This window comes from Bacillus sp. FSL K6-0993 (assembly GCF_037977205.1).
Lineage (GTDB): Bacteria > Bacillota > Bacilli > Bacillales > Bacillaceae > Bacillus > Bacillus subtilis.
This window is the reverse complement of record NZ_CP150275.1, coordinates 1,576,344-1,593,080: the sequence shown is the minus strand read 5'-3', so window position 1 is coordinate 1,593,080 and position 16,737 is coordinate 1,576,344. Positions and strand designations below refer to the sequence as shown.

At 43.8% G+C, this 16,737-nt stretch carries 18 protein-coding genes, 1 riboswitch and 1 other annotated feature; all 18 genes read right to left on the bottom strand.

Translation table 11 applies throughout. The features are described 5' to 3' along the window. Positions 1 to 85: 85 nt before the first annotated feature. Positions 86 to 1,393: a uracil permease PyrP gene (gene pyrP, locus MHH79_RS08350; protein ID WP_015483210.1), complete on the bottom strand. Its 1,308-nt coding sequence runs from the start codon at positions 1,391 to 1,393 to the stop codon at positions 86 to 88. A gap of 173 nt (positions 1,394 to 1,566) precedes the next feature. Next, positions 1,567 to 2,112, bottom strand: a complete 546-nt coding sequence (pyrR, locus tag MHH79_RS08345) for a bifunctional pyrimidine operon transcriptional regulator/uracil phosphoribosyltransferase (RefSeq protein ID WP_003232127.1) — start codon at positions 2,110 to 2,112, stop codon at positions 1,567 to 1,569. A 182-nt stretch (positions 2,113 to 2,294) separates the two neighbouring features. Beyond that, the gene (locus MHH79_RS08340; protein WP_003245307.1) at positions 2,295 to 3,206 is read right to left on the bottom strand and encodes an RluA family pseudouridine synthase; all 912 of its coding nucleotides are present in this window, start codon (positions 3,204 to 3,206) and stop codon (positions 2,295 to 2,297) included. Between the two features lies 1 nt (position 3,207). Continuing rightward, positions 3,208 to 3,672, bottom strand: coding sequence for a signal peptidase II (lspA, locus tag MHH79_RS08335; RefSeq protein ID WP_003245047.1), 465 nt, complete (start codon positions 3,670 to 3,672; stop codon positions 3,208 to 3,210). Between the two features lie 102 nt (positions 3,673 to 3,774). Next, positions 3,775 to 4,149 (bottom strand): sporulation-related RNA polymerase-binding protein YlyA, encoded by a 375-nt coding sequence (ylyA, locus tag MHH79_RS08330; RefSeq protein WP_003245479.1) that lies wholly within the window; start codon positions 4,147 to 4,149, stop codon positions 3,775 to 3,777. 144 nt (positions 4,150 to 4,293) lie between these two features. Continuing rightward, on the bottom strand, positions 4,294 to 7,059 hold the full coding sequence (gene ileS / locus MHH79_RS08325; RefSeq protein WP_100506554.1) for an isoleucine--tRNA ligase: 2,766 nt from the start codon (positions 7,057 to 7,059) through the stop codon (positions 4,294 to 4,296). Positions 7,060 to 7,111: 52 nt separating this feature from the next. Further along, positions 7,112 to 7,338 (bottom strand) — a binding site (T-box leader). A gap of 62 nt (positions 7,339 to 7,400) precedes the next feature. After that, positions 7,401 to 7,895, bottom strand: coding sequence for a septum site-determining protein DivIVA (gene divIVA, locus MHH79_RS08320; RefSeq protein ID WP_003221468.1), 495 nt, complete (start codon positions 7,893 to 7,895; stop codon positions 7,401 to 7,403). Positions 7,896 to 7,988: 93 nt separating this feature from the next. After that, entirely contained in the window at positions 7,989 to 8,762 is a 774-nt protein-coding gene (locus MHH79_RS08315; RefSeq protein ID WP_015383612.1) for an RNA-binding protein, read from the bottom strand. 60 nt (positions 8,763 to 8,822) lie between these two features. Further along, positions 8,823 to 9,095 (bottom strand): YggT family protein, encoded by a 273-nt coding sequence (locus tag MHH79_RS08310; protein WP_014479736.1) that lies wholly within the window; start codon positions 9,093 to 9,095, stop codon positions 8,823 to 8,825. A gap of 6 nt (positions 9,096 to 9,101) precedes the next feature. Next, a complete protein-coding gene (sepF, locus tag MHH79_RS08305) occupies positions 9,102 to 9,557 on the bottom strand; it encodes a cell division protein SepF (RefSeq protein ID WP_015483208.1) in 456 nt (151 codons plus the stop codon). Next, entirely contained in the window at positions 9,554 to 10,246 is a 693-nt protein-coding gene (locus tag MHH79_RS08300; protein WP_014479734.1) for a YggS family pyridoxal phosphate-dependent enzyme, read from the bottom strand. The genes sepF and MHH79_RS08300 overlap by 4 nt, the downstream gene beginning before the upstream one ends. A 6-nt stretch (positions 10,247 to 10,252) precedes the next feature. Continuing rightward, positions 10,253 to 11,089, bottom strand: a complete 837-nt coding sequence (gene pgeF, locus MHH79_RS08295; RefSeq protein WP_015483207.1) for a peptidoglycan editing factor PgeF — start codon at positions 11,087 to 11,089, stop codon at positions 10,253 to 10,255. A gap of 162 nt (positions 11,090 to 11,251) precedes the next feature. After that, positions 11,252 to 11,497: a YlmC/YmxH family sporulation protein gene (locus MHH79_RS08290; protein ID WP_003232153.1), complete on the bottom strand. Its 246-nt coding sequence runs from the start codon at positions 11,495 to 11,497 to the stop codon at positions 11,252 to 11,254. 77 nt (positions 11,498 to 11,574) lie between these two features. Continuing rightward, the gene (ylmB, locus tag MHH79_RS08285) at positions 11,575 to 12,858 is read right to left on the bottom strand and encodes an N-formyl-4-amino-5-aminomethyl-2-methylpyrimidine deformylase (RefSeq protein WP_340035083.1); all 1,284 of its coding nucleotides are present in this window, start codon (positions 12,856 to 12,858) and stop codon (positions 11,575 to 11,577) included. Between the two features lie 87 nt (positions 12,859 to 12,945). Further along, a riboswitch (TPP riboswitch) is annotated at positions 12,946 to 13,047 on the bottom strand. 12 nt (positions 13,048 to 13,059) lie between these two features. After that, the gene (locus MHH79_RS08280; RefSeq protein ID WP_251217887.1) at positions 13,060 to 13,854 is read right to left on the bottom strand and encodes an ABC transporter ATP-binding protein; all 795 of its coding nucleotides are present in this window, start codon (positions 13,852 to 13,854) and stop codon (positions 13,060 to 13,062) included. Positions 13,855 to 14,001: 147 nt separating this feature from the next. Beyond that, positions 14,002 to 14,784 (bottom strand): RNA polymerase sporulation sigma factor SigG, encoded by a 783-nt coding sequence (gene sigG / locus MHH79_RS08275; RefSeq protein ID WP_009967190.1) that lies wholly within the window; start codon positions 14,782 to 14,784, stop codon positions 14,002 to 14,004. Positions 14,785 to 14,923: 139 nt separating this feature from the next. Next, a complete protein-coding gene (gene sigE, locus MHH79_RS08270; protein WP_003221446.1) occupies positions 14,924 to 15,643 on the bottom strand; it encodes an RNA polymerase sporulation sigma factor SigE in 720 nt (239 codons plus the stop codon). A gap of 62 nt (positions 15,644 to 15,705) precedes the next feature. Continuing rightward, entirely contained in the window at positions 15,706 to 16,635 is a 930-nt protein-coding gene (gene spoIIGA, locus MHH79_RS08265) for a sigma-E processing peptidase SpoIIGA (RefSeq protein ID WP_014479729.1), read from the bottom strand. Positions 16,636 to 16,737 lie beyond the last annotated feature (102 nt).

Genomic DNA, 16,737 nt, shown 5'->3' with positions numbered 1-16,737 from the left:
GGGGTATGGTTAAATAGAGGGCAGCATTGAAGCTTCCTTCTCTTCATAACCCTTCCAAGCCTCTCTGGACTTTCATTAAAAGGTTTTAGATATGATGTTGTTCAGATGTGTCTGCCTGCTCTTCCTTCGCCTGCGGAAGAATCAGGTTTAAGATGACACCGACAATTGCGGCAAGCGCCATTCCTGACACTTGGAATCCGCCTTGAGACACTTGGATAAAAGCGCCTCCTACACCGATGACAAGGATAACTGATGTAATAATGAGGTTTCTGTTGTTTTCATAATCAATTTTGTTGTCAATCAGCATTCGCAGGCCGCTTGAAGCAATGATTCCGAACAGCAGGAAGGAGACGCCTCCCATGACCGCTGACGGCACTGAACTGATCAGCGCTGAAATTTTGCCGATAAAGCCGAAGCAACAAGCAATCACTGCCGCTCCTCCGATGACAAAGACGCTGAATACTCTTGTGATGGCCAGCACGCCAATGTTTTCTCCGTAAGTCGTTGTCGGCGGACCGCCGATCAGGGAAGCGAGGATTGTCGCCACACTGTCACCCATAATAGAGCGATGAAGACCTGGCTTTTTAATGAAATCTTGTCCGACAACCTTGCTCAGCACCATTTGGTGGCCGATATGCTCTGACATTGTGACAAATGCGACAGGAACCATTGCGGCTGCGATGCCGAGTGTAACTGACGGTGAATAATCTTTGAACGGAATAATAAATTCAGGCACTGCGAACCATTTCGCGTCAAGCACCGGCTGGAAGTTAACAATCCCTTGAGTAAGGGCGAACAGGTATCCGCCGATGATTCCGATCAGAACCGGAATCAGGCTTAAAAATCCTCGTAAGAAAATCGCACAAATGATCGTGATTGCCAGCGTAACTCCTGCGACACTAAAGTGCTTTAAGCTGTAGACCAACTCACTCGCGTTCGGATCAGCATACATCGCCATGTTTACCGCAGTGCTTGCCAGTCCCAGCCCGATGACGATAATAACAGGCCCTACGACTACAGGCGGGAGAATCTTCATCAGCCATCCTGTTCCAAGCTGCCTGATCAATAAGGCAATCAGCCCGTACACCAGCCCTGCAAGAAACGCTCCAACCATTGCCGCTCCCGGCCCGCCGGTCGCTTTTACCAGAATGATCGGAGAAATAAAGGCGAAGGACGAACCGAGATACGCCGGAATTTGCCCTTTTGTAATAAGAAGGTACGCCAGTGTTCCGATGCCGCTTGTCACCAACGCCACAGCAGGACTCATTCCGACGAGCTTCGGAACCAAAATGGTTGAGCCAAACATGGCAAACAAATGCTGAAGGCTGAATGAAACCCAAGAGAAAGGTGTCGGGACATCCCTGACCCCTAAATTTACTTTTTTCTTACTCATGATGATTTCCCCCTGATTGTTGACTTTCATTTTAGGATGACTCAATGACTGTATAAAAAAACCTCTTTGCTTTTTTACGCAAAGAGGCATACAAAGACCTGCCTAATCCTTTTTGGGCCTTTGTTGTGCACCTCTTTGCAACCTCTCTGGATTGCCCTTAAAAAGGTGATCTATTATTCGTTTTCATAAATGGCGACGAGATCGTTTTGGTCTACCTCATCAAGCTGAACCATAACCTTTTCAGACTTTGATGTCGGGATGTTTTTCCCGATATAATCCGCTCGGATCGGCAGCTCCCGGTGTCCTCTGTCCACAAGCACTGCAAGCTGAATGGAGGAAGGTCTGCCTACATCAACAAGCGCATCCATACCTGCTCTGACTGTTCTTCCGGTATACAGGACATCATCAACAAGAATGACTTTTTGATCTGTAATATCTACCGGAATATCTGCACCTTTTACAAGCGGTTCATCGTTGCTCGTTTTTTTAGAAAGATCGTCTCTGTAAAGAGTAATATCAATTTCACCGACTGTAACAGGATTTCCCTCAATCTGTTCAATGCGTTCCGCAAGGCGTTTTGCCAGGTAAATCCCTCTTGTCTTAATGCCGACAAGAATGCAGTTATTCATTCCTTTATTGCGTTCGATCATTTCGTGAGCAATCCTGGTCAGCGCCCGTCTGATTGCCTGTTCGTCGAGAATGACAGCTTTTTGATTCAATGTGTGACACCTCACAGTTCATATAGAAGAAAAAACCCCTCCTGCCAGAGCATAGAGGGGTTTTAGGACAAGGTGCGCGCATATACACGCATCCCGTCTATCCGTTATCCTTCTCAGCCTCTCTGGACTGTTTTAAAGAATCTATTCAGCTTCGTTTATTATTTCAGAAAAGAAACCATCTGTCAACCGTTTTTTCTGAGGTTTTCGATTAATTCTGCCATATCCTCAGGAAGCGGCGCTTCAAATTCGACATATTCTCCTGTTCGCGGATGGTCAAAACCTAAAACTCCCGCGTGAAGCGCTTGGCCATTAAAGTCGATTGTTTTTCTTGGGCCGTATTTCGGATCGCCTGCTAATGGGAATCCGATATATTTCATATGAACACGAATTTGATGGGTTCTCCCTGTTTCAAGCTGGCATTCCACTAACGTAAAATCCTGAAAACGCTCTAGTACATGAAAATGAGTGACAGCGTTTTTGCCATCACGTGTCACAGTCATGCTTTGACGGTCTTTCTTATCTCGTCCGATCGGCGCATCAATTGTTCCGTCATCGTGAGAAATAAGCCCGTGGACAACGGCCGTATATTTTCGGGTGACCGTTTTGTTGACCAATTGGTTTACGAGTGACTCGTGTGCCATATCATTTTTCGCCACCATTAATAACCCGGACGTGTCCTTATCGATTCTGTGAACAATACCCGGACGCATCACGCCATTTATACCGGAAAGGTCTGTGCAATGAGCCATAAGGCCGTTTACAAGTGTGCCCGTAAGATGCCCAGGTGCTGGGTGAACAACCATTCCGCGAGGTTTGTTGACGACCAGCACATCCTGGTCCTCATAATAAATATCCAGATCCATAGGCTCTGCCAAGACGTCGAGCGCTTCCGGTTCGGGTACAGTGACGGTCACCTGATCACCCGGCTGAATTTTATAATTCGCTTTCACCGCGCTTCCGTTCACGACAACCTGTCCGTCTTTTACCCATTGCTGAACCTGGGTTCTTGACCAATCATTCTCAGTCGATGCCAAAAATTTATCAATCCGCTCACTTTTTTGTTCTTCTGAAGCGGTTATATCAATTTGATTCATGCTATTGCTCCTTTTTCTTTTTCCCGCTGTCCAACAGCATTTGTATAAATAAAAGCATTACGCCGACACATAGTGAAGAGTCCGCGATGTTAAATATCGGGTAATTGTAATTGACAATAATAACATGGATAAAATCCACAACTTCCTGTCTGACAGCCCGATCGATAAAGTTGCCGATGGCACCGCCAAGCATAAGTCCGAGGGCAACGCCAAGAAGCCTTTGTCCTTTTGTATAACGCTGTATGTAATAAACAATACCAATAATAACAGCGGTTGTAATGAGGTAGAAAAACCACATCTGACCCGCTAATATCCCCCATGCAGCACCCGTATTGCGATGGGAGGTGATATAGAATACCTGATCAATGATCGGAATGCTTTGGCCAAGTTCCATGTTCTTAACAACTAGCCATTTTGTCAATTGATCGGCTGCAATAATAAGTAGTGCAATCATATAATACAGCACAAACGTTCCTCCAGTTTACGGTTACTTTAATCCATTATGCATTTTATCAATAAAAAGCACTGGAGTAAAGAAATATCAGGCATATTAACCGGCCAGACACTGTTATTCATACAGTGCCTGACCATATTCGATATCCGTTGATTTCCATATCGGAAGCGTTTTTTTCTCAAATTGGACAGAATAAAGAAAATCGTTTGCTGTTCGGGCCGTCGGCAGCACTGCCAGCTTTGCAAGAGGAATGGGAGCCCCGGTTTCTTCACAGTATCCGAATGTGCCGTTTTCGATTTTGGACAATGCAAGGAGAACGTCTTGAAGTTCTTCTTTAATATGATAAATCAGAGTTGCTTTTTGTTTTTGATTGATTGCTGCTTGCGGGCTTGTAGAAACCTGAAAGCAAGAATACTCAAATAATCTCGACTGTAATTCTTCTTTCATCAGAAGAAGTTCCGTATAAATTGCGGTCAGTTGATCATTCATTCTTCACAACTCCTGCTCTTAACGTAGTATCTTTATTGTTGCCTGTGAATGATGATCTAAAGCCCATAAGATTTTTCCTGTCGTTCTAAAGGATGTCACTCTTGGCACAAAAAAAGCCCGGCTTTTACGCCAGGCTCTTTTGCATTATTTTTGATAGTATTTTTCAACGATTTCAGCGTTGCGTAATGAAAGTGTAGGATATTTCGGATTTGCCCCTACATCTTTTGAAATCACACGAGATCTCTCACACATTTCGCCTTCCGCTTTCTCGACAGCGATTTTACCTGTCGCAAAGCTTTGCGCATCGTTCGGCGCTTCATTTTCTTCGCTGATTGTCAGTTCAGACACAATAAACAGCTGAGAAAGGTTTTCTTTTATGGAAGCCAAGAGCTCCTTGTTTTCTTTGTTTGGATACAATTTCAGTTTTGCTTCCAAAGATTTACCGATAATTTTTTCATTTCGCGCAGTTTCTAATGCTTTTAACACGTCATCACGAAGAGCCATAAAGCGGTCAAATTTTTCTTCAGTCGCTTCACTGTTTGGAACCGCGATTGTTTCCGGCATATCGGTCAGCTGAACGCTCTGCTCTTCAACAAATGTTAAATGAGACCACAATTCGTCTGCCGTATGTGGAAGGATAGGCGCTGAAAGCTTCACTAATGCAAGAAGCGTTTCGTAGAATACTGTCTGCATGCTGCGTCTATCCGGATGATCCGCATGCTCGATGTAGACAATATCTTTTGCAAAATCAAGGTAGAATGAGCTCAATTCGATTGTGCAGAAATTATGAATGCTATGATACACAACCGCAAATTCGTACTCATCATACGCTTTTTTCACTTTATCAATCAGCTTGTTCAGCTTAATCAGCATATACTGATCGACTTCACGAAGATCTTCGACAGCCACCGCATTTGTTTTTGGATCAAAATCGAAAAGGTTGCCGTGTAGGAAACGGAACGTGTTGCGGATTTTACGATATACTTCCGCAACCTGCTTTAGAATGGCGTCAGACACGCGAACGTCCGCCTGATAATCCACTGAAGATACCCATAATCTTAAGATGTCGGCACCAAGCTGTTTCATGACTTTAGCCGGAACAACAACGTTACCGATTGATTTACTCATCTTGCGTCCTTCTCCATCCAGTGCGAACCCATGGCTGAGCACACCTTTATACGGCGCTTTCCCTGTTACGGCTACTGCTGTAGAAAGAGAAGAGTTAAACCAGCCGCGATATTGGTCAGATCCCTCTAGGTATAAATCAGCCGGACGAACGAGGTCATCACGTTCTTCAAGCACTGCTTGATGTGAAGATCCTGAATCAAACCAAACATCCATGATATCCTGTTCTTTTGTAAATGTGCCGTTCGGGCTGCCAGGATGCGTAAAGCCTTCCGGAAGAAGATCCTTTGCTTCTTTTTCAAACCAAATGTTTGATCCATGCTGTCTGAACAATTCAGAAACATGTTCAATGGTTTCATCTGTAATAATCGGTTCTCCATTTTCAGCGTAAAATACCGGAATCGGCACACCCCACGCACGCTGTCTGGAAATACACCAGTCTCCGCGGTCCCGAACCATGTTGTGCAAACGCTGCTCGCCCCATTCAGGAACCCATTTGGTTTCTTTAATGGCATCCAGCAGGTCTGATCTGAAATCTTTAATAGACGCAAACCATTGCGCTGTCGCTCTGAAAATGGTTGGTTTTTTTGTTCTCCAATCATGCGGATAAGAGTGAGTAATGAATTCAAGCTTCACAAGTGCGCCTTTTTCATCAAGCTGCTGTGTGATCGCTTTGTTTGCATCATCATAGAACATGCCTTCAAAGCCAGGAGCTTCGCTTGTCATTACACCTTTTTCATCGACCGGGCAAAGCACATCTAAACCGTATTTTTGGCCGATGATAAAGTCATCTTCCCCATGTCCTGGAGCTGTATGAACACAGCCTGTTCCGGCATCAGTTGTTACGTGTTCACCAAGCATAACGAGAGAGTCTCTGCCATATAGCGGGTGTTCAGCGATAATGTTCTCAAGGTCTTTCCCTTTGACCGTTCTTGTCACTTCATACTGATCAAATCCGCATGCCGATGCAACATTTTCGACTAAGGCACTTGCTACGACAAAGCGGTCTTCACCTACTGCAATCACGCTGTACTCAAGATCAGGGTGCACTGAGATTCCGAGGTTCGCCGGAATTGTCCAAGGCGTTGTTGTCCAAATGATGATGCGCTCACCGTTTTCAAGAACGCCTTTTCCGTCTTTTACACCAAAAGCGACGTAAATAGATGCTGAACGTTTGTCTTGATATTCGATCTCGGCTTCAGCCAGAGCAGACTCACTTGAAGGTGACCAGTTAACCGGTTTAAGGCCTTTGTAAATGTAGCCTCGTTTTGCCATTTCACCAAATACGCGGATTTGCTGCGCTTCGTATTCCGGTTTTAATGTCACATATGGGTTTTCCCAGTCACCGCGGACACCCAGACGTTTGAATTGCTCACGCTGTCCCTCGATTTGCTTCCAAGCGTACTCTTCGCATAGTTTGCGGAATTCCGCTACTGACATTTCTTTGCGGTTGACCTTTTTGTTTTTTGTCAGAGCTGTTTCAATTGGCAATCCGTGTGTATCCCAGCCCGGCACATACGGTGCGTTGTAGCCGCTCATTGATTTATAACGGACAATGAAGTCTTTCAAAATCTTGTTAAGCGCATGGCCCATATGGATGTCGCCGTTTGCATACGGAGGTCCGTCATGTAAAACAAATTTCGGGCGGTCTTTCGTCCGTTCCTGAACAAGACGATAGATATCCTCTTCCTCCCATTTTTTTTGAATGTCAGGCTCACGGTTTGGCAAATTTCCACGCATCGGGAAATCTGTTTTCGGCATTAAGAGCGTGTCTTTAAAATCCATTTTCATTCCTCCACTGCATTTTTTCAGAAAATAAAAAAAGCCCTCTCATCCCATAAGGGACGAGAAAGCTTATCTCGCGGTACCACCCTTTTAGAAAAAGCAAGCATACACTTTTTCCTCTTGAGCATCGTAACGTGATGAACGTCCTAACCTACTGTGAGTTCAGCAAGGAAACTAAAGGGCTGATCTACATGATTCCGGCCATCCCGGACTCTCACCATCTCCGGGTCGCTATGAAGGCCTGAAGGAAACATGACTGTCCCTTTCAACCGTTTTTTCATCTGAATTTATGAACGTATTATATTCGACAAGCTAAGAAAATGTCAAGATAATCAGAGAATTTATTCCTTTTCCTCAAATACAGCGTCGACTTCATACTCAAGGAGATGATCCCAATCGTCATTTTTCAGAAGATCAAGCTGAGCTTCAATCAGCATTTGGAAACGTGTTCTGAACACTTTAGACTGTTTTTTCAGCTCTTCAATTTCCATTGCAATTTTTCTTGATTTTGATAACGATTCGTTGATAATGCGATCAGCGTTTTTCTCCGCTTCCCGAACAATCAGCTTTGCCTCTTTTTGAGAATTGCGTTTTACGTCTTCAGCCGCTTCTTGAGCAACTAAAATGGATTTATTCAATGTTTCCTCAATATTGGCAAAGTGTCCGATTCTTTCATCTAGCTCATTGACTTTCGCTTCAAGCTCAGTTTTCTTGCGGAGAACAATTTCGTAATCTTTTCTGACTTGGGCTAGGAATTCATTTACTTCATCTTCATCATATCCGCGAAAACTTTTTGTAAACGTCTTGTTGTGAATATCATTTGGCGTTAATGGCATGATGCCACCTCCATTTTTACATTTCAGTACGGTTATCTAGTTCACATTATAAAACAAATTTCGCACAGATGGAGAAAAAAACTGAAAAACCGACTATTTTTGTCGTTCAAACGTAACTCTCCATTTGTCTTTTTTGGTTTTCCCTTCGATTTTTGTTAAGCTGCACCGGCCAAAACCTCTGATAGACAGCATGTCCCCTTCCGCGACTATGTATGAAGGATCTTCAACCACCTTCCAGTTCACTTTCACAAGGCCGTTTTTCACAAGCGTCTGTGATTTCTGGCGGGATTGCCTGCTCATAGAGGCGCAGACGGCGTCAAGCCTTAAAGAAGAAACCGTGTCATCTCTTATTTCGACATCCACTGCTGGAATGTTAAGGTCTGACAAGTCGATTTTCTCTAGGCTGACCGCCGCTTTGCCTGCTTGGGTCAGCTGTGCAGCCACAAAATCAGCGGTATCGGCTGAGACAATCAATTGCACTGCTGTCTCAGAAAACACGATGTCACCGAATTTTTGCCGCTTTAACCCTATGCCCATTAATGCACCAAGCAGAGAACGATGATCTACTGAGACAAACTTGTCAGCATAACGGACGTTAAACGCCTGCAATTCAAAATCCGATTCTTCCGGAGTAATGTACTCTGGATACAGAATCGCCCGTTTCCGCTCCGCTCTGTCATAGCCGCCGGAAAAGGCAAGCCCGACATCTGCCTGTCCCGTAACAGCAGAGAGGATGACCTGCTCTCGGGGATCTAAAAAGTCGGTCAGCTTCATCCGGTACTGCTCCTGGACAATTCTTTTCCATTCGAGCGCTTGATCAATAAAGGCCCGCTCGTCTTTTCTGAAGTGCTGATATATATCGCTCATCGTCTTTCCCTTCTATGTAAAGAGGCTTGGCTGCTGCCAAGCCCCTATCAAACTGTCACATTAAAACGCAATCATGCGATAAAGTCCCCACAAGCCGGTTGTCGCAAACCGAAGCACAAGTATTGCTACGATTGGTGAAATATCCAGCATTGCAATCGGAGGAATGATTTTTCTGAATGGTTCGAGATATGGTTCACAAATCGAAGCCAAAAAACGCCCGACTGCTGTTTCCCTCGTACTCGGCACCCATGACATAAAAATATATATGATCAGGGCAAATGAGTATATTGTGATTAATAAGTTTAAAACCGAAAAAACTTGATAAAGGATCATCTCGCTTTACCACCTCTGATGTTCGTCTTCAGATATGAGCTCAGAAATTGTGCCTGATACATCTACGTTGTCAGGCGTGCAGAGGAAAATATCTGAGCCGATTCTTTGAATATCGCCGCCAATGGCATAAACGGTTCCGCTTAAAAAGTCAACAATCCGCTTCGCCTGGTCATGCTGTATCCGCTGAAGATTGACGACAACTGCCCGCCGGTTCTTCAAATGGTCGGCTATTTCCTGCGCCTCCGCATAAACGCGCGGCTCACTCAACACCACTTTAGAGGATTTCTGAACACTTTGCAAGCTCACTACATTCTGTTTGCCCGCTGGTTTATTCCCGTTGTAAGGCGGCTTTTCTTTTTGCTCATGCTCCTCATGTGATTCCCGCTCTGTCTCAATATATTCATATTCGTATTCTTCATCTTCCATTGAGAAAAAGTTTTTCAGTTTATTTTTCATACTCATTGCTGTACACCCCCTGTTTCATTTCCGACTAACGATGAGCCGATTCTAATATAAGTAGCTCCTTCTTCAATTGCAATTTCAAAATCATTTGACATGCCCATCGACAGTTCAGTACACGGAGCGTTCGGCTGGTTCAGCTTCTGAACCTGGTCACGGAGTTCTCTCAGCGACCTGAAACAGCTTCTGATCTGATCTTGATCATCAGTCAGCGGAGCCATTGTCATCAGCCCGGCAACAAGGATATGTTCGAAACCGGAAAGCTCCTGTATGAATGGAATGACTTCTTCTTTTTTCATGCCGTGTTTAGAAGGCTCAAGAGAGGTATTTACCTGCACAAAGCATCGTACAGTACCTTCAGCCCGTTTTTCAATTTCTTTCGCTAATGAGAGCCGGTCTAGGGAATGGATATAGGAAACCGCATTGACGACAGATTTTGCTTTTCTTGATTGCAAACTGCCGATAAAATGCCATTCCGGATTCCCTTTCATCAATTCCTGTTTGCGGAGCAGTTCCGCATCCCGATTCTCTCCGAGGCAGGTGATGCCAGCATCTACTGCCTCCTGTGCTCTTTCAGGTGATACATATTTAGTGACTGCAATAACCGTAACTTCATCGGAGCTGCGGCCCGATCTGTTACATGCTTCGTTTATTCGTTCGTTTATATGTCGTAAATTATCAACAACACGCAAGATCTTTTATGCCTCCTTCATTCCGATAAAGGACATCATCCGTCCAGTTTTCCCCTGATCGCGGCGGTGAGAATAGAAAAGAGACGGCTCGCTTTCCGTGCATAAACCGCTGACAGAAATTTGTTCACTTGCCAAACCGCTGTCCATCAGTATAAGACGGTTCAGCTCTTTCAGATCAAGCTGATATTGTGCCTTTGCCGTCTGATTAACGGCAAGGTCTGCTGAAACCGGCAATGCGCGGACAGCATCCATGACGCGGTCGTCTACCGTATAGCATGCACCGCTGATAGACGGGCCAATAACAGCGTAAATATCTGAGGGATTTGAACCTTCCTTCTCAGTCCATTGCTTCACCATTTCTCTGCCAATCTGTTTGACGGTGCCTTTCCACCCGGCATGGGCGACTCCGACAAGCGACTTAACCGGATCATAAAAGAAAAGAGGCACACAATCAGCAAAGCATAATGCTAAAAATACATTTTTTTCATTTGTATAGAGCCCGTCCGTTGCTTTTAGAGCCGTGTGATACTCACGGGCGCCTTTTCCCCTATCCCTCTGCGTCACTTTCTGAACGCGATTATCATGTGTCTGATCAGCGAATACCCAAGACTGCAAATCAGTATTAAACATATCGGCAATATATTCACGATTTTTAACTACATCTGCATCTTTGTCATGAACGTGCAATCCTGTATTTAACGATTCAAAAGGCTTTTGGCTGACACCGCCGTTTTTTGTCGTAAATCCGGCAATGACCTCTTTGTTGTTTTGATTCGTTTGAGCCCAGTCTTGTATCATGAGTGTCGAGGGTGTGGTAAGACTGAATGGGTGATATGTATTCATGATGATCCAACCTTTCGACAAACATTTAAAAAAGCGGAATTTCCCACTTATTTTACCACATCTTACTGCATTCGTTGAGCGCCGATTTGCATATTTCTAAATGAAATGTGCCGGAAGAATCGAGACTTCCGGCATTTGCCAATCTGCGGCAGACAAGCAGGTTTATGCATGCGGTTCACTTAATCGGACCAAGATTACATCTTCCCCGATTTTTACTATATTTCGCCATGGAATGACCAATTCCTCTTCTTTTCCAAAAAATCCGAGAACTTTCCCATTTCCTCCGAGTATGATCGCCTGAATTTTTCCAGTAGTCACATTGATATCAATATCACCAATACTCCCCAGCTTTTTTCCGTTTGAGACATTGACGACATCCTTTACCTGAAATTCTGAAATGCTGATCATTCCATCACGTCCTTTTTCCGTCCTTTTGTTCAAGTATATGAACGGGCAGGCTGAACCTTGTCAGCAAGAAGAAATTTTCATGTCATTGCTTTTTTCCGGCTGCACCAGCTGATGATAAAATCGAGTATAATTTTTGTATACTCTACTAGCTGCTCAATCGATACCTTCTCGTTCACAGAGTGTGCATTGTGCAGATCTCCAGGACCGTATATTACGCATGGAATACCGGCATCATACAGCCATCCGCCATCTGTAACTGATTGAGAAACGTCAATAATTGGACACTCCCGTTTCACTTTCTGATGAGAGGCAGTTAACGCTAAGACGCCTGGGTGGCCAGGGTCAACTTCCAATGCCGGAAAAATTTCTCCTCTGTCTTCTATCATGGATGAGCCTCCCCACTTGAATACAGGGCGGTTTTCCCTAAGCCAAATATCACTGTCACTCAGCCGATTGACGTAATCTTCTATTTCCGCTGCCACTTGGTCATGGGTTTCATTCGGATAAAAATGGACTGTGATCCACAGCCGGCATTCGTCCGCTATAAAAGCCGCATGTCTGCCGCCTTCTATAACTGCCGGGTTAATCGTATTTGTGCCTGGTTTAAAACCGGGATAACTTTTCATAATGGACCAGTGGCGCTCAAGTTCACCGAGCCCCGCAATGATTTTTGCCATTTTTTCAATTGCGCTTGCTCCGAATGTTCCTCCGCCTGCGTGAATCATATTCCGTCTCGTTCCATCATGAAATGTTTGACTGCTTTTGATTTCGATCCAGCCTGTAATGACACCACCTTGGCCTTGAATATGCATATCGCTCGTATCCGCGACAATTGCAAAATCAGCGTGGTAGCCCCTCTTGCAGCATTCAAGTGTGCCGGCTTCTCCAACTTCCTCCCCAATAACCGATTGCAGAATCAGATCACCGGGAAGCTCAATGCCGGCTTCACGAATTAATTTGACAGCAAACAGCACACAAGCCATTCCGCCCTTCATATCGGAAGCGCCTCGCCCGATTAAGAGACCGTTTTTTTCAATTGGATGAAACGGATTGTGCTCCCATTCTTCATCCTCTTTTACCTCTGCCACATCTACATGACCATTGATAATCAGGCTATAATAATCTGCTGAATCTGTTCCCTTTAGCTTCCCTACAACATTGGGATCTCCAGGGTACACATCCCATTTGTCGATCGAGAATCCCAATTCATTTAAAAAACCCGCAATCCATGACTGAATGCCCTCTGTATTTCTTGCAGGCGGAGCGGGTGTTTGATAAGAAATCAGTGTTTTAGCAAGCTGAATAAGCTCCTCCTTTTGTTCTTCCACTTTTTTTTGCAAAGAGTCTATTTGTTGATCCAATGTAAATCCGCTCCTATTCTTTAAAATCAAAAAAGCCGTTTCAAATGTGATGAAACGGCTTAATAAAAACAAACGGAGTCCGATGTACTCCGCTTTTCACCGCTTCCCTCCGCTGGCATGATCCAGATCAGGTCAAAAGGGTTGAGACAAAGTCTCTCTCAGCTTCGCAAAGCACCCCTAGGATGAATCTATATATGTTTGTCAGGCATTCGTTATCGGCTCAGCTCTTGTTAAAAACGGCCGATCCTGATTCCATAATACATGGATTGGCGTATCAAAAAAAGCGGAAAGTACTTGATCAGTAAGCATTTCCTTTATTTCTCCGGATCCAAAGACCTCTCCCTGTTTTAATAAAAGGGCTTTATCAAAGACAGGCAAAATTTCTTCAGCATGATGAGTCACATAAAGGATAGAGGGTGCATTTTCTTTGTTTGCAATGTATGTAATCGTATCTAACAACTTTTCCCGGGCAATAAAATCCAGCCCTGTGACTGGTTCATCCAGTATCAGCAACTCCGGATCGGCCATTAGTGCTCTAGCAATCAACGCTCTTTGTTTTTCCCCTTGAGAAAGGGTTTCATAGCGGCGATCGGCATATTCAATTGCTCCCAAGTCCTCTAACAAACCAATCGCTTTTTCCCTGGTTTCCTTATTTGGCGTTTCATATAACCCAATCGAAGCGTAAGCTCCGCTCAAAGCAATTTCAAAGGCTGAATCTGCTGGATACAATTTTTGCTGAAGAGCTGCTGAGACGAGGCCAATTTTACGTCTGAGCTTTTCCCCAAGCTCTGTTTTGCCAAATTCATGACCAAGCACCTGCATCTCGCCTGATGTTGGAAAATAATAAGAGCAAAGCATATTTAACAGCGCTGTCTTCCCGGCGCCATTTAGGCCGTAAAGCACCCAATTTTCCTTTTCTTCCACCTTCCAATGAATATCTCTCAGTATCCATTTCCCATTCCGTTTTAGTGAGACATTGTCAAGCTGCAAAATCATCGTGGTCCTCCTCTTTATTGCCTTTTATAATTGTTTTAATTTTCATAAAACTTTGTACGAACTAGGATACCTTACTTTTTCCAAAACGTAAACCATCCGTAATCAATAGAAAAGCCTTTAAAACAACATCGTTTTAAAGGCTTTTCATTATTGATGAATATTTTTATTCATTTGTTTGATAGCCGCTTTTTCAAGTCTGGACACCTGCGCCTGGGAAATTCCGATTTCCTCGGCGACTTCCATTTGGGTTTTCCCTTGGAAGAATCGCTTTCTCAAAATCATTTTTTCCCTATCGTTCAGCCTTCTCATGCCCTCTTTTAAAGCCAGCTCTTCAATCCATTGTGAATCTGTATTACGCTCATCACTGATTTGGTCCATCACATAGATCGGGTCTCCGCCGTCGTTATAGATCGGTTCAAATAGAGAAACCGGATCCTGGATGGCATCAAGCGCAAATACAATTTCCTCATGCGGTACTTCAAGAACTTTTGCGATGTCTTCTGCAGTCGGCTCCTTGCTTGTCTCACTGATTAACCGCTCTCTTACCTGAAGCGCCTTGTAAGCGATGTCCCGGAGTGATCTTGAGACACGGATCGGGTTATTATCGCGTAAATACCTGCGGATCTCTCCGATAATCATAGGTACAGCGTATGTTGAAAACTTAACATTGTGGCTTAGGTCAAAATTATCAATGGATTTCATTAGTCCGATGCAGCCGACTTGAAATAAGTCATCAACATACTCCCCTCTGTTATTAAATCGTTGAATGACACTTAAGACAAGACGCAAGTTCCCGTTTACAAGCTTTTCTCTTGCTGAATCATCGCCTTCATCCTGCAGCTGCCTAAACAGCTTTCTCATCTCTTCATTCTTGAGTACTGGTAATTTGGAGGTATCCACCCCGCAGATTTCGACTTTATTTCTCGACACTTTTTTCCCTCCCTACAGGAGCTGCTGTACAACGTTAAGTATCTCCTTGGGTGGGAAAAATATGCACTGCACTCAGACCGAAAAACTGTCGAAATCAGGAAATCCCTGTAAAATCAAGGGGTTCTAACCATAAAATTTTTTACACCATTTTGTTGAACTCTTTTCTCAATCTTTTTATAATTCTTTTCTCAAGCCGCGAAATATAAGACTGAGAAATCCCCATCATATCCGCTACATCCTTTTGGGTTTTTTCTTCTTCACCGACAAGCCCAAACCGCAGCTCCATGATTTGCTTTTCTCTCTCATTAAGCTGTTCAAGCGCTTTTTTCAAAAGCTTTTTATCGACGTTAGCTTCTATGTCTTTAGTGATGATGTCATCGTCAGTGCCGAGCACATCAGAAAGCAAAAGCTCATTGCCGTCCCAATCAATATTAAGCGGTTCATCAAAGGAAACCTCTGAACGGATTTTGTTATTTCTTCTTAAATACATCAGGATTTCATTTTCTATACACCGGGAGGCATAGGTAGCAAGCTTGATTTTCTTTTCTGGATTGAATGTATTCACAGCTTTGATTAGACCGATGGTACCGATGCTGATTAAATCCTCTATATTAATTCCCGTATTTTCAAATTTACGGGCGATATATACGACCAGACGCAAATTGCGTTCAATTAGAATGGCGCGCGCCGCCTGATCGCCGTTTGGGAGCTTCATTAACAAAACCTGCTCCTCATCTTTAGATAATGGAGGCGGCAAGGCTTCACTCCCGCCTATGTAATAGACTTCATCACTTTTCAGCCCAAGTTTCATCAGCAGCTTATACCAGAGGTGCGTCAACCGTAATTTCAGTTTTTTCATCTTCCTCTCCCTTCTAAATGTCACGCCGTTTGAGTATGATAAGTAACGGACATTTGCGAACATTATGAAACGTGTTTGACAGCCTTGCCCGAAAGCATTTTCGGATGAATAATCGCGTCAAACTCTCCATCTGCCGACAGCTTTGTTGTGCTGATGCCGATTAAACATTTATCTGCAGAAATCATTTCTTCTTTTGTCATAATCGTTACGTGATCCGGTTTAACGCATAATAAAAATTGGTTTTGCTGACCAACTCCCCTGTATGGAATCAACCTCATTTTATCTAAAAAGCGAAAGGAATCATCGAGCTGTTCGATGGCTTCCAATGGGTCTGTGTTTCGAATGATCATCGTTTCGGCTGTTCCGAAAATCGGCTCCAGTTTATCAATGTAAATGATCATTACCGGCGTTTTTGTAAGAGGATCGTACAGCTGATTACCGGAATCAATCAGGCCTCTGACATGAAGTGTTTGGCTGCCCAAATCTGCCTGCACGCTGACTCGTTCCTCATATTGAATGTTTTTTGTTTCAATATCTTCAATTCTTCTTTTAGAAAAAAACCATAATGCTGGAAAGCCAGCAACAATAAACAACCAGCTGATCGGGTCTCCAAACCCTGTTTGATTGGTAATCATGACACCGTTTTGAACAATAGAATTTGACTGCAGCAAAGAATGGGCTCCGATAATTCCTCCCCCCATTAAAAAAGTGGCAAAATAAAAGGAAAACAAATTTTGAAAGAAAAACCGAAATCTTTTAAAGCCAAATGTCACCACCACAATCACAACTGAAAAAGCTAGCTTCCCAGCCGGATGTTCAACAATCGGCGAAAAAGGAGTAAACATCAAAAGGACAATACTGGAACCGATGAACGCTCCGCCTACCAGTCTTCTTTTTTTCACATGCCGTTTTAAAATAAATGCCGTGAGCAAAAGCAAAAGTGCATCAAAACAAAAGTTTAACAGCCAAATGACATCTAAATAGATTTTCACATCTGACTCCTTTCTTTCTTGCCTCACGCTGTTCCCCTTCTTGCTTCATAAGTATAAAGCAAGCTCTGTGGGAAAGTCTGTCAATTAATGTTGAGAGGAAAA